Annotated in this window: 14 protein-coding genes; 5 read left to right on the top strand and 9 right to left on the bottom strand. The window is 58.2% G+C overall.

The annotated features are described in order from the left end of the window. Positions 1-106 precede the first annotated feature (106 nt). Both ACR3EQ_RS03770 and ACR3EQ_RS03765 read right to left on the bottom strand, forming a co-directional pair. A complete protein-coding gene (locus tag ACR3EQ_RS03770) occupies positions 107-1,108 on the bottom strand; it encodes a molybdopterin-binding protein (protein WP_170616763.1) in 1,002 nt (333 codons plus the stop codon). Then, a complete protein-coding gene (locus tag ACR3EQ_RS03765; protein ID WP_170616761.1) occupies positions 1,105-2,073 on the bottom strand; it encodes an XdhC family protein in 969 nt (322 codons plus the stop codon). Before ACR3EQ_RS03765 ends, ACR3EQ_RS03770 begins: the two co-directional genes overlap by 4 nt. A 241-nt stretch (positions 2,074-2,314) precedes the next feature. Here ACR3EQ_RS03765 and ACR3EQ_RS03760 point away from each other — a divergent pair, with 241 nt between their 5' ends. Further along, the gene (locus ACR3EQ_RS03760; protein ID WP_170616759.1) at positions 2,315-2,815 is read left to right on the top strand and encodes a hypothetical protein; all 501 of its coding nucleotides are present in this window, start codon (positions 2,315-2,317) and stop codon (positions 2,813-2,815) included. Here the strand turns inward: ACR3EQ_RS03760 and ACR3EQ_RS03755 are convergent. Both ACR3EQ_RS03755 and ACR3EQ_RS03750 read right to left on the bottom strand, forming a co-directional pair. Further along, positions 2,812-4,074 carry a vWA domain-containing protein gene (locus ACR3EQ_RS03755; protein ID WP_480489761.1) on the bottom strand — a complete coding sequence of 421 codons (1,263 nt, stop codon included), beginning with the start codon at positions 4,072-4,074 and terminating at the stop codon, positions 2,812-2,814. The two genes, ACR3EQ_RS03760 and ACR3EQ_RS03755, sit on opposite strands and share 4 nt — an antisense overlap. 58 nt (positions 4,075-4,132) lie before the next feature. Next, positions 4,133-5,041 (bottom strand): AAA family ATPase, encoded by a 909-nt coding sequence (locus tag ACR3EQ_RS03750; protein ID WP_170616755.1) that lies wholly within the window; start codon positions 5,039-5,041, stop codon positions 4,133-4,135. Positions 5,042-5,174: 133 nt separating this feature from the next. Here ACR3EQ_RS03750 and pyrC point away from each other — a divergent pair, with 133 nt between their 5' ends. Beyond that, positions 5,175-6,212 carry a dihydroorotase gene (pyrC, locus tag ACR3EQ_RS03745; protein ID WP_170616753.1) on the top strand — a complete coding sequence of 346 codons (1,038 nt, stop codon included), beginning with the start codon at positions 5,175-5,177 and terminating at the stop codon, positions 6,210-6,212. Here pyrC and ACR3EQ_RS03740 read toward each other — a convergent pair. Then, a complete protein-coding gene (locus ACR3EQ_RS03740; protein ID WP_170616751.1) occupies positions 6,209-7,504 on the bottom strand; it encodes an MmgE/PrpD family protein in 1,296 nt (431 codons plus the stop codon). The two genes, pyrC and ACR3EQ_RS03740, sit on opposite strands and share 4 nt — an antisense overlap. Before the next feature lie 51 nt (positions 7,505-7,555). Next, the gene (locus tag ACR3EQ_RS03735) at positions 7,556-8,002 is read right to left on the bottom strand and encodes a type II toxin-antitoxin system RatA family toxin (RefSeq protein ID WP_170616917.1); all 447 of its coding nucleotides are present in this window, start codon (positions 8,000-8,002) and stop codon (positions 7,556-7,558) included. A gap of 72 nt (positions 8,003-8,074) precedes the next feature. Between ACR3EQ_RS03735 and hpt the strand changes: the two genes are divergently transcribed. Both hpt and ACR3EQ_RS03725 read left to right on the top strand, forming a co-directional pair. Further along, positions 8,075-8,617: a hypoxanthine phosphoribosyltransferase gene (gene hpt / locus ACR3EQ_RS03730; protein ID WP_170616748.1), complete on the top strand. Its 543-nt coding sequence runs from the start codon at positions 8,075-8,077 to the stop codon at positions 8,615-8,617. 248 nt (positions 8,618-8,865) lie between these two features. Then, on the top strand, positions 8,866-9,225 hold the full coding sequence (locus ACR3EQ_RS03725; protein ID WP_170616745.1) for a hypothetical protein: 360 nt from the start codon (positions 8,866-8,868) through the stop codon (positions 9,223-9,225). 4 nt (positions 9,226-9,229) lie between these two features. Here the strand turns inward: ACR3EQ_RS03725 and ACR3EQ_RS03720 are convergent, their stop codons facing one another. Continuing rightward, entirely contained in the window at positions 9,230-10,372 is a 1,143-nt protein-coding gene (locus ACR3EQ_RS03720; RefSeq protein WP_170616743.1) for an amidohydrolase, read from the bottom strand. Continuing rightward, positions 10,369-11,319, bottom strand: a complete 951-nt coding sequence (lipA, locus tag ACR3EQ_RS03715; protein WP_170616741.1) for a lipoyl synthase — start codon at positions 11,317-11,319, stop codon at positions 10,369-10,371. Before lipA ends, ACR3EQ_RS03720 begins: the two co-directional genes overlap by 4 nt. A 261-nt stretch (positions 11,320-11,580) precedes the next feature. Between lipA and ACR3EQ_RS03710 the strand changes: the two genes are divergently transcribed. Further along, positions 11,581-12,129, top strand: coding sequence for a peroxiredoxin (locus ACR3EQ_RS03710; RefSeq protein ID WP_170616739.1), 549 nt, complete (start codon positions 11,581-11,583; stop codon positions 12,127-12,129). A 41-nt stretch (positions 12,130-12,170) separates the two neighbouring features. Here the strand turns inward: ACR3EQ_RS03710 and ACR3EQ_RS03705 are convergent, their stop codons facing one another. Continuing rightward, positions 12,171-13,094, bottom strand: coding sequence for a hydrogen peroxide-inducible genes activator (locus tag ACR3EQ_RS03705; RefSeq protein ID WP_170616737.1), 924 nt, complete (start codon positions 13,092-13,094; stop codon positions 12,171-12,173). Positions 13,095-13,132: the final 38 nt, after the last annotated feature.

Genomic DNA, 13,132 nt, shown 5'->3' with positions numbered 1-13,132 from the left:
GGAATTTTCGTTTGAGAACAAAAATCTTTGGCAGGTGCACGAACAGGGGGATTGGCCAAACACAACAGCTTAGCCCGCAATGGCGACCGGGCAAAATGCCCCTACGTCACACCTTCTTTCTGGCCCGGGGCTGCGGTCGTGTCGGAATTTCCTTGAGCAATCCCCCAACCCCCATCCCGGCGATATCCGCACTGGTCACGGGGATACCGCAGGCCACGCGGGACAACACCCAGTCGGCCCCGTTCAAGGCAGGCGCACGCGCACATCCCGGCAGACCAATGACGGGACGATCCGACAAGCTGCCAAGAAACAGCAGGTTGCCGGGATCGACCGGCATACCAAACCTGTCTACCTGACCCCCAGCCGAGCGCACGGCTTCGGGGGCCACGTCGGCGGGGTCCGATGTCGCAGACCCCGTCAGAATCATTACGATATCCTCTTGCATGGCGGCAATGGCTTCGGCCAGATCTGGCGTTCGATGCGGCACGATGCGGATATCGTTCAACTCCATCCCAAGCGCTTCGACACGTCCGCGCATCGAAGCAATGCCCTTTTCATTCGGTGGACCGCCGGGGATGTCGGTCACGATCAATCCGGCAGTGCGGTGGACAGGCGTGGCCAGCCGGATCGAGTTCTCGGCCAGTCGCGATGCCCGCAACACGTCACCGCCGGGAACCGCATACGAGATCACCTTGATCGTTGCGACCATTCCACCGGCTTCCATCTGCTGGTGCTGGGGGACAGTGGCGACCGTTATCATTGGATTGACCAGATTGAACTGCCGCAGAGCATCTGTATCCAGAACCACGACGCCGGGCCCGTCCGCCAGCAGGTTGACGCGCCCGGTAAATGGCTGCGTTACCCGAAGACCGGCAGCGGCCGGGTCTGGCGCCAGAGCCTCGGCCAGCATTCGGGCGGCTTCGTCCTCGTGGCGATCCCCTGGTTCCAGCCGGGCCACGATAACCTCGGAATGGCCGGCTTGTGTCAGTTGTTCAAGGTGTTCACGCGACAGGATCACGCCTTTGCGCAGTTTGGTTGTACCAGCCTGAATCGAGTGCGCCAAAACTGTCCCTTCGGCTTCGGACACCAGAACCGGCCCGAATTTCACGCCTTGCCCCGCAATACGGCGGTCATTTGCGCCAGTATGGCAACCGCTATTTCCGAAGGATCCGCAGCGCCGATATCCAGTCCGATCGGACCGTGGATTCTGGCAATCTGCGCATCTGTAAAACCAGCCTGCGTCATGCGGTCCACTCGTTTGGCGTGTGTGCGTGTAGAACCAAGTGCGCCTATATAGAACACATCAGCCTGCAACGCGGCCTGCAACGCCGGATCATCCAGTTTGGGATCGTGGGTCAGCAAAACCACTGCGGTCCGCGCATCCAGCCCCAGTTGAGCGACCGCCTCGTCTGGCCATTCCGTCAGAATGGTTTCACCGGGAAACCGCGCGCTGGATGCGAAAGCCTCTCGCGGATCAATGATTGCAGGATCATACCCGGCGACCCGCGCCATTGGAACAAGCGCCTGCGCAATGTGGACCGCGCCCACGATGATCAGCCGCAGCGGAGGGTTGTGGACAGCCACAAAGGTCTTGCCGTCCGCTTCAAAACCGGACCGGTCCATGCGGAGCCTCTCGTGATACGCGTTCCGGCGTAAAGCCCGGTGCCCTGTGTCGATATTGACTTCATACGCGACGGCTTCACGCTCTGCGCGCGCCGCAACCAGATCCGTCAGCATGTTTTCCGTCAGAACCGAGCCGACAGGCTCGACCAGAACACGTATCGTGCCGCCACAGGCCAGACCGACGGCAAAAGCGTCCTCGTCACTGACACCGAATTCCAGCAAGCGCGCCTCGCCTTCATCGATGGCTTCCATTGCTTCGACGATCACGGCGCCCTCGACACATCCACCGGAGACCGACCCTTCGATCCGGCCATCTCCCCCGATCACAAGCTGCGATCCCACCCGGCGCGGTGCACTGCCCCAGGTATCGACGACGGTCGCCAGGGCCGCGCCACGGCCCTTGCGGAACCAGTTCAGTGCTGTCTCCGGGCTATTGTCGAATCGGTCCATCGAAACCTCCTGGCGTTTCCCGTTCCAACATAGGCAGGTTTGCTGCAATGAAAAGTCAGCCCTGCGGCGAGGTCAGCAAGAAAACCATTGCTGGAAGACAAACGGATCCTCGGGGCAATCTGACGGCTTCATCATATTCAAATAACCCTAGGATTGATTGTTTTCGGCGCAGGATTTAGCCTAACCCCCGCATCTGGCAAGCTGCCTGATGTTCTGCCACTTTTTTGAATCGGAGAGAAAATTGAAACGTATTCTTTCACTGGGGACCGCATTGGGGCTGATGGCCTCGACTGCTGTATGGGCTGATACATTCGAACGGTATGGAGAAGTCGAGGGCTGGAAAGTCTTTGTGGACAAGGAAAAGAAGTCCTGTCTGATTGAAGCCGTGGACAGTGCCGAAAACGTGGTTCAGATGGGGCTGACCGAAGACCGCGGGGTTGGCTACGTCGGCATATTCACCAAGGAAAAAACCGATATCAAACGCGGTGAAAAAGGTGCGGTCGCAATCATGCTGGGTGACAACCTGTATGTCGGCGAAGGTACTGGCATGAAAGGGAACATCACCAAGGGCTATTCCGGTGGCTATGTCCTGTCGGACAACCCGCAATTCGCCGACGATCTGGCCAAACAGAAGGTCATGGTCGTTTTTCCGGAAAAGGAATTCGCCTTTACCGTCGATCTAACGGGCACCTACAAAGCCATGGAAATGGCACGAGAGTGCAATGAAAAGCAGCTAGGCTAAGCCTGCTCTGAAAGCGCGGTCAACAGCCGCGCTTTCTCGCCGTTGTCGTCGGTCTGCGATATGACTTGGGCCAGTTCCTCAAGCGAGGCGATGGAATGACCCGCCCGGAAGCTGTCGACATGGGTCAGCATGGCCGCAATTCCCTTGGCTTTGGGTGCAAAGCCATCCCATCGCAGCAGGGGGTTCAGCCAGATCAGGCGCCTTGCAGAGAGATGCAGCCTCTCAATTTCCTTCGCCAGTGCATCCGGCTCACCGCGATCCAGCCCGTCTGAGATCAGCAGAACCACCGCGCCCTGCCCCATGACCCTTCGGGACCAATCACGGTTGAAAGCATGAAGGCACTCCCCGATACGGGTTCCTCCTTCCCAGTCCTGCGCCTCGGCCCCGGCGGCGGCCAGCGCTGCATCGACATCGCGCTGATGCAGGTGTCTGGTGATGTTCGTCAGTCGGGTTCCGAAAGTGAAAGCATGAACCCTGGCCCAGCCCGCGCCGCGCGCATTCGAGACGGTGTGCAAAAAATGCAGGATGATCCGGCTGTATTGACTCATCGAGCCCGATATATCGCAAAGAACGACAAGGTTGGGCCAGCGCGGTCTGGGCCGTTGCCGGGCGATGTCCCGCATGTCCCCACCCTGCCGCATCGCGGCCCGCAACGTTCGGGCCCGGTCGATACGATGACCCAGATGGCTGACTTGACAACGGCGTGAAGCAATGGGTTTGACCGGCAGAGACAAGCGCGACAGCATCCGTTTGGCCTGTGCGATTTCGTCGGTGCTCATCTGTTCGAAATCCAGATTTCGCAGTCGTTCTTCGGACGACGCGGTCTGAGAGGCATCAATGTCGAGTTCGGTTTCCTCACCCTGATCCTCGACTTCCGGCAGATCCTTTTCGACACCATCCAGCAGGGCCTCGGCTGCCCGCTTTTCGGCTGCATCCGCTTTGCGCTCCTCCTGAACACCGCGAATGGCCGGCAGCATCATGGACATCATGTGTTCGAGATAGCGTGGATCCCGCCAATACAGGCGAAACACCTGTGCAAACACGGTGCGGTGTTCCGGACGACTGACGAAACAGGCGTGGAGGGTCCAGTAGAAATCCTGCTTGCGGGTAAAACCGGCGGCTTCAACGGCGCGGATGGCATCAATGACGCGGCCGGTTCCTATCGGCAACCCGGCCTTGCGCAGAGCGCGGGCAAAATGGGTGATATTCTGCGCCAGTTTGGGATCATCGGGAATGTCGATAGGCAGTTGCTCGGCCATCACAATGCATGGGGGCGCTGCCCCCATACCCCCGGAGTATTTCGGAAAAGATGAAGCATCACGCCGGTTCGAGTGAGGCTTTGGCCTGATCCAGAATGCGTTTCGCCTCGGACCCCTGCAGTTTCTGGATATCGTCCTGGTATTTCAGGATTGCGCCCAGTGTGTCGCCGATCACTTCGGGGCTGAGATTGATGACATCCAGCGCCAACAGGCACTTGGCCCAGTCGATCGTTTCGGCGACGCCGGGCTTCTTGAACAGGTCCTCGGTCCGCAGATGCTGGACAAAGGCCACAATTTCACGACTGAGGGCGTCGGCAGCCTCGGGCGCGCGGGCATGCAGGATTTCGATTTCACGGTCGAAATCCGGATAGTCGACCCAATGATACAGGCACCGTCGTTTTAGCGCGTCGTGGACCTCGCGCGTTCGGTTCGACGTGACGATCACAATTGGAGGTTCCGGCGCTTTGATCGTACCGAGCTCCGGGATCGTCACCTGAAAATCACTGAGAGCTTCCAGCAGAAAGGCTTCGAATGGCTCGTCCGTCCGGTCCAGTTCGTCAATCAGAAGTACAGGCGCGCCGTTTTCATCAGGCTGCATAGCCTGCAGCAAGGGGCGTTCCACGAGGTAGTCTTTGGAAAACAGTTCGGCCTGCAGGGCGGATCTGTCGGCAGCACCTGCCGCTTCGGCTGTCCGGATTGCTACCATTTGCGCAGGAAAGTTCCACTCGTAAACGGCCGACGCGGCATCCAGCCCCTCGTAGCACTGCAACCGGATGAGCCGCCGCCCCAGACCGGAAGCCAGCGCCTTGGCGATCTCGGTTTTGCCGACCCCGGCCTCGCCTTCCAGAAACAGCGGGCGACCCAGTTTGAGAGACAGAAACACAACGGTCGCCAGAGACCGGCCGCAGACGTATCCCTGCGCGCCCAACATCTTCTGAACCGCATCAATGGATTGGGGGTGGTTCATCAGCCAATCTCCTTTCGCACACAAGGGCATGGTGCCGGTCTTGCGTCAACCCCACCGGTCTTTCTGGACTTACTGCGATCAGATGGTTCGACAAGGTCTTTCACGATTGCGACCCTTGTGCTAGCCGGGGCACATGACAGACAGCATCACGATCCGCCGCCCCGACGACTGGCATCTGCATCTGCGCGATGGCGCTATGTTGCAGACCGTTTTGCCCGAAACAGCACGCCATTTTGCGCGCGCCATCATCATGCCGAACCTTGTGCCCCCTGTCGTCACCGGCGCACAGGCCGCAGCCTATCGGGAGCGTATTCTGGCCGCGCTGCCGGAAGGAATGAGTTTCGAGCCGTTGATGACGTTGTATCTGACTGAAGATACGGACCCGGATGATCTGGCCGCCGCCCATGCCAGCGGTCTGATCAAGGCTGTCAAGCTGTACCCGGCAGGCGCGACGACGAATTCTGCCTCGGGCGTGCGCGATTTCGACAAGGTCCGCCATGTACTGGAAAAAATGGCGAGCATCGGTTTGCCGCTTTGTGTGCACGGCGAAGTAACCGATGCAGAGATCGATATTTTCGACCGTGAGGCTGTGTTCATCGACCGCGTTCTGGATCCGATCCGCAAGGCGACGCCCGAACTGCGTGTTGTGATGGAGCATATTACGACGAAAGACGGTGTCGATTATGTCAAATCGAACGAGGCCGGACTGGGCGCAACGATTACGGCGCATCACCTGATCATCAATCGCAACCACATTCTGGTTGGCGGCATCAAACCACATTATTATTGTCTTCCTGTCGCAAAACGGGAAGAACACCGCCTTGCATTGCTGGCCGCAGCGACCTCGGGCGATGCGCGGTATTTCCTGGGCACGGACAGCGCGCCGCATACGGATGCTAACAAGGAAATGGCCTGCGGCTGCGCCGGGTGTTTCACGGCGACAAACACCATGTCGCTGCTGGCGGAAATGTTCGAGCGTGAAAACGCGCTGGACAAGCTGGAAGGGTTTGCCTCGCTCAACGGTCCGGCATTCTATGGCTTGCCTGTGAATGAGGACAGCCTCACCCTGACGAAGGGTGACGCGGTGACCTACCCGTCCAAAATTGAGACAGGGGATGGCCCTGTGACCGTGTTCGACCCGGGCTTCCCGCTGCACTGGCGGGTTGATTAACCTACAGGATTGATTGGCAATTCGCGGGCGCGGCCCCCGGTGCGCAGCATCGACCAGACCGCGTCCGCGTCTTCGTGTCCGATAAGTTTGGCGGCCTTGCCGCGGACGCGGTCTTCGCGGTCCGACAGAGCCATGGGCGTCAGCAGATCATGCTTCGCCTTACGCCGGACGCCATCGCGGCGCAGAAGAGATATCTGCGCTTGCGTTTCAGACAGGCTGTCATCGGCATCGACTGAAATCCGGTTTCGCAGGGACACAATGCGCGGGTCGGCGCAGGTTCTGGCCGAATAGCTTTCCGGCAATGCGGTATCGAATCCCAGCGCCTGCATCGCAATCACCGTTCGATAGGAAAACTTGGCACCCAATCCGGTGTCCGGCGACATCTGGTTACACACGCTCATCCAGCGCGGGTGCGTCTTGATCTTGATCTCGGCCACTTCGGGTTCCGCGATGTCAAGGTCACGCGCCGCTTCCAGCGCGGCGTGCAACCCGTGGCAGCAGGCATGGAACTTGTGGCTGACGGACTCGAACAGCCATTCATCGCCCAAACCCTCGAGTGCAGAGACGATGTCGCCCTCTCCGTGATGAGTGGCGCCAAACCCGTACTGCCCTTCAAGCGCGGCAGAGTTCGGTTCGAACCCGCGCTGAACGAGCAGCGCCGCCTCGACTCCGGTAGATGATGCCATACCGGCGTTATATGGTTTACCCATGGTTCCAAACTGCGCCTTAAGCCCGGCGGCGCGTGTCGCAGTAAGCCCCAGGGCTCTTTCCATTTGCCCGGCATCGAAGCCCAATATCCGCCCGGCGGCAACGGCCGCACCAAACGCGCCCGCCGTTGCGGTCTGGTGAAACCCAGCTTGATAATGACCGCGTCCCAGCCACAGCCCGATGCGGATGGAGACCTCCATACCAACCAGCGCGGCCTCAAGAAGGTCGACGACAATGCGGTCGTCCCATTCTGCCAAGGCCAACGCAGCAGGCACAACAACCACCGAAGGGTGTCCGATATGGGCAAAATGCGTGTCGTCGTAATCCAGCGCATGTGAGACCGTACCGTTGACCAACGCGGCCGCGCGCAAGGGCGCTGAACCGCCGCTGAACAAGCGGGCCTGCTGTGCGCCGGCCTCGGCCAGAACCATTGCGCGGACGGTTTTCGACACAGGTTCGTCCGCGCCCGCCCGCCCTACCGCGATCCAGTCGAGCACGGACAGGGATGTTACGATCCGGGTCTGGGATGAGGTCGAAACGGGGCCAGCGGCGAAAGCGGCAATCTTGGTAGTGAAATCGGTCATGAGCGCAGTCTAGCGTGCGCCCGTCTCCGGTAAAGCCTCAGGATTGGGACATTAACCGTAAAGTTCCGCGGCCCGGGCTTCGAACGCGCGTACGATCCGCTGCATTGCTTCGTTGAATACAACGCCGATGATGCCTTGCAGGATGGCATTCTTGAATTCGAAGTCCACATGGAAAGCGATATTGCAGCCGCCATCCGGGGCGTCCTCGAACTGCCAGTCGGACTTCATGTATTTGAACGGACCGTCCAGGTATTCGGTATCGATCCTTTTCTGATCCGCAAACAAAGTCACGCGGCTGCCGAAACGCTCGCGAAAGACTTTGAAAGAGATGACCAGATCGGCCTCCATCACCTGCGCTTCTCCAACAGCAAAGGTCTTGCGGACCCGCGCCGCGGCACACCATGGCAGGAATTCCGGATATTTGGCCACATCGGCAACCAGATCATACATCTGCTGAGCGGTGTAAGGCAGGTGGCGGTTTTCCGAATGAATGGGCATGGCGTCCGGTATTTGCAGGTGACAATGGCGCGTCATGTCGTATGTTGCGCGCCAAAGATCAAGGGGGCAGCAATGAGCGACCGCGCATATGTGATAGATGAGATGATCTCGGCCAAGGCGATTGCCGCGCGGATCGAAGAGCTCTGTCGCGAGATCACCGATGAGTTTGGCGGTACGGACAAACTTGTCGTTGTTGGCTTGCTGCGCGGCAGCTTCGTGTTCATCGCCGACCTGGTGCGGGAACTGGACTTGCCGATCGAGGTCGATTTTCTCGAGGCATCCTCGTATGGAGACTCGATGGAAAGCAGCCGGGAAGTACGCATTCTCAAAGACTTGCGCGGCGCAATTGAAGGCCGGGACGTGTTGGTTGTCGAAGACATCGTCGACACGGGCCACACCCTGAACCATGTCACCCACCTGCTGCTGAGCCGGAAACCCAAACGACTGAAGTCTATTGCTTTGCTGGACAAGCCCAGCCGACGCGAAGTTGACTTCCGCTCGGACTGGATCGGGTTCGAAATTCCGGATGAATTTGTCGTGGGATACGGAATCGACTACGCACAGCGTAACCGCAACCTGCCTTTCATCGGCAAGGTTCGTTTTGTCGAGAATTGACCGAGGACCGTACGGACCCTCGCCGCGTTCTGCGCAGTTTAGGTGGGGCCTACAAGCTAGTATTCGGCGTAATATTTCAGGGTCTTTCAATCGCTGTATTGTGTGCTTGGCTTGTTGGTCAGGTAGTCCGTGACTAACCCCTGAAATGTCTACTGTACGAAAAGTCAATAAATTCAAGCAACCGAATATCAATGGACAATGTGCTCAACCGCAGACTACCCTTAGAAGAACAAAGGAGGTTTCTGCTGATGAAAGTGTCGTCTATTGGTCTTGTGGCTGCCTTTACAGTCGCTCTGACAACTGGTTTTGCGGATGCAAAAGATAACAAAGGCAAAGCTAAAGGTGCGGACAAATCCAAAGTCGAAAAGGCGATAAAATCCAATAATGGCGTCGCTGTTCCGCCCGGGCAGGTAAAGCGTTACACGCGAGGCCAAAAACTACCGAAAGATCTGCAATTCGACTACTTGGATGACCTTGATGGCTGGAAGTTGAAACCGTTACCTCCCGGTCAGAGATACGTCCGCGTGGATGACGAAATTTTGTCGATCTCGGACGACACACAAACCGTCATTGAGGCTGTGGGAATTGTCAGCGATTTGGTGAATTGAGCGATCAACCAACCAGTGAGCGAATTGCAGCCGAAAAAACCGTGGCACCAACCGGGATCAGCGCATCCGGGAAATCGTAGTCGGGATTGTGCAGTTGCGGGTGATCGGCCCCTGCCCCAAGCCAGAACATCGCCGTTTTCGCCGCTTTGCCGAACTGCCCAAAATCCTCAGAAAATTTCTGCGGCTCGGAAGTAATCTGGTAGGCCACATTCCGAGACGCGCAGGCGTCGGAAAGGATTTTGACCGCCTCGGTGTCGTTCGTGCACGCCTCGAAGATGTCATCATAGGTAATTTCGACCTGCAGCCCTGCTTTGTTTGCCGCTCGTCCGACCAGCGTCTCGGCCTCTTCGACCAGATTTTTCATCCGCCCATCCGAAACGGTTCTTAAGGTCACCCAGATTTCCGCCTGCCCAGGAGCGACGCCAAAAGTCTGCTCGCCCAAGCTGGCATGCGTCACGGTTGTCAGGGCAAAATCATCGGTCAGCGGACCGCCTGTCCCCAACCCGGCCAGTTCCGGCAACAACCAAGCAAGCGCACCGATCGGCGAAATCCCGTCCTCGGGCGCGGCGGCATGTGAGGTTTTTCCCGTCAGAACCACCCGCATACCGCGCGAGGCGCAGTTCGCCGCGCGCTGGCAGATTTCGACATGACCCAGGTCAAGCCCGGGCAGATTGTGCAGCGAAAACACATAATCCGGGGAAAACTCAGAAAACCTCGGATCGGCCCGATAAGCGGCGGCACCCTTTCCCGTCTCTTCCGCGGGTTGAAAGATCAGAACCACACGACCGGATTTTGGCGGGTTATCTCTGAGGTCTTGGGCCACGCCCAGCACCATTGCCATATGGCCGTCATGCCCGCACAAATGACCTTTGCCCGCGACCCGCGAAACGTAGGGCGCGCTCGAAAGCTCCTGAATAGGAAGCCCGTCCAGTTCGCACCTGATGGCAACACAGGGCCCCGGATGGCCGCTGTCATATACTGCTGCTACGCCATGGCCGCCGATATCAGTCAGAACACGACCCGCACCAAGAGACCGCAGCAGGTCGGCAACCCGAGCGGCTGTTTTTTGTTCTTCACCGGACAGTTCCGGAAATTGATGCAATTCGTGTCGCAGCGCGGTCAGGCGCGACAGGGTTTCAGGTTTCACCCTTGCTCCAGCTTCTTTTGGCGCGCGGCGCGCAGCCGAGCGAAGTCATCCCCAGCGTGGTACGAAGACCGCGTCAGCGGAGTGGCCGAAACCATAAGGAACCCTTTGCCGTAGGCCGCCTTTTCGTACGAAGCGAATTCTTCGGGAGTGACAAACCGGTCCACACCATGGTGTTTGGGCGTCGGTTGCAGGTATTGACCGATGGTCAGAAAGTCGATGTCGGCAGCACGCATGTCATCCATGACCTGCCGTACTTGCTGCTCGTCCTCTCCCAACCCGACCATGATGCCCGATTTGGTGAAGATCGAGGGATCCAGTTCCTTGACCCGTTGCAGCAGACGCAACGAATGGAAGTAACGGGCACCAGGACGCACTTCGGGATAAAGACCCGGGACCGTTTCCAGATTGTGGTTGAATACATCTGGCTTGGCCTCGACAACAACTTCCAGAACTGCCGGATCGCATTTCAGAAAATCTGGTGTCAGAATCTCGATCGTCGTTTTGGGCGAACGATGGCGCACAGCCCTAATGGTCTGGGCGAAGTGATCCGCCCCGCCATCTTCAAGATCATCACGATCGACCGAGGTGATGACAACGTGGTTCAGTCCCAACTTCTCGACTGCATGTGCAACGCGCCCCGGTTCGAACACATCCAGAGTATCCGGCCGTCCGGTCGCGATGTTGCAGAAGGTGCATCCGCGCGTGCAGATGTCACCCATGATCATCATGGTGGCGTGGCCCTGGCTCCAGCATTCGCCGACATTGGGACAACCGGCTTCTTCACACACCGTTACAAGGTTGTTGTCCCGCATGATCCGCCTGGTGTCGGCGTATCCTTTGCCACCAGGCGCCTTCACCCGAATCCAGCTTGGCTTTTTCGGCTGAGCGTTGTCGGGGCGATGCGCTTTTTCAGGGTGGCGTTGTTCGGGAATCTTCAGATCACGCACGGCTCGGTATCCTGACTTTGGGTCAATTTTCTTTCCCTAACATAGTCCGCATAGCCGATCTACACCACAGGTGCATAGCCGCCATGCTGCCGATTGATGCAGGCGCAGCATCCTCTCAGCCGATTAATGCTAAAACTTTCAATTCCAGTGGCTTCCGATGGCATCCGCCAACCGTGCAAATGCAGAATAACGGTCATTGATTGCGATTTAGAACTGTTTTAGATCACACCTCAATCAGACTTGAATCACAGGAATACGACTATGAAAACCGGTGCAAAACTCCCTGACGTCACCTTCCACACCCGCGTTCGCGACGAAGCCATCGGGGGACCAAACCCGTTCCGCTGGGAAGACAAAACCACGGCTGACTATTTTGCCGGCAAGCGCGTCATCCTGTTTTCGCTTCCGGGTGCATTTACGCCCACATGTTCGACCTATCAATTGCCCGGATTCGAAAACGGCCATGCCGACTTCGCCGCCCAAGGTATCGACGAGATTTACTGCATGTCTGTCAATGACAGCTTTGTCATGAATAAATGGGCACAGGATCAGGGCCTGAAAAACGTCAAGGTCATCCCGGACGGTTCGGGTGAGTTCACCCGCAAAATGGGAATGCTGGTCGACAAGGACAATCTGGGCTTTGGCATGCGTTCGTGGCGCTATGCAGCCATCGTCAATAACGGTGTGGTCGAAGCGTGGTTCGAAGAGCCCGGCCTGATGGATAACTGCCCCGAGGACCCCTATGGCGTTTCGTCGCCCGAGACCCTGATGGCGCATCTGAGCGAGGCGAAAGAGCCCGCACTGGCCTAAGTCCGAAAGTTGAAAAGGCCCGCCCAAGTCGGGCCTTTTTCTTATTCGCGGGTCGCGGTCACGATCTCTTCGCCGACCTGTCTGATTACACCGGCCAGTTTGTCGAACCAGTCCTCTCCGGTTGTGGATTTTCGACGTACCAATCCCACGGTCCTTGCCGGTTGTGGTGCCCCGAACCGCATGAGTTGTAGCCCCGGCACGGCCTCGGTTTCAGAACGGGCGGCCAGTTCGGGCATCAAAGTCAGGCCAAATCCCTCGGCCACCAGTCGCGACAGGGTCGCCAGAGAAGACGCGCCCATATTGATCAAACCGCTGCTTCTGTCCTGCCCACACACGTCCAGCGCCTGATCCGTCAGACAATGGCCGTCTTCCAACAGCATCAGTTGCGCAGTCTGCAGATCGACAGGTCGCAGGGTTTCCGGATTATCCGCCAGTCTCTGTACGCGGGCCGCGCTGCCTGCCAGCAGAAACCTGTCCTCGAACAAGGGCAGTTCAAACAATTCGCTACCGCCCGACGGAAGCGCCATCAGCCCAGCGTCAATTTCACCGCCCCGCAACATGTTCAGCAAGCGTTCGGTTCGGGCTTCGCGAATCTGAACGCGCAACGACACGTCTGCTGATCTCAGACCAGCCAGAACTCCGGGCAACAGATACGGTGCGATAGTCGGAATGATGCCGATCGACAGGGACCGGTGCCCGCCCGAGTGATCCCTTGCAAACTGATCCAGCCTGTCCGCAGCGCCAAGCACCTGACGGGCGTGTTCAAGAACGTCCCGACCCAGCGGGGTCAGCAGGATGTCCCGGGCCTGACGTTCGAACAATGTACCGCCCAGTGTTTCCTCAAGCGTTTTGATCTGCACGGACAAAGCCGGCTGCGACACATGACAAATTTGTGCCGCACGCCCAAAGTTCCGCTGTTCTGCAACAGCCCTGAAATACTGCAACTGCCGGAGGGTGAAGTTCATAATCATTGACTATCACTTACCCCAACCAACGCAAGACT

The organism is Ruegeria sp. AN11, from assembly GCF_056536005.1.
The sequence above is the reverse complement of the archived record's forward strand: the minus strand, read 5'-3'. Positions and strand labels throughout refer to the sequence as shown.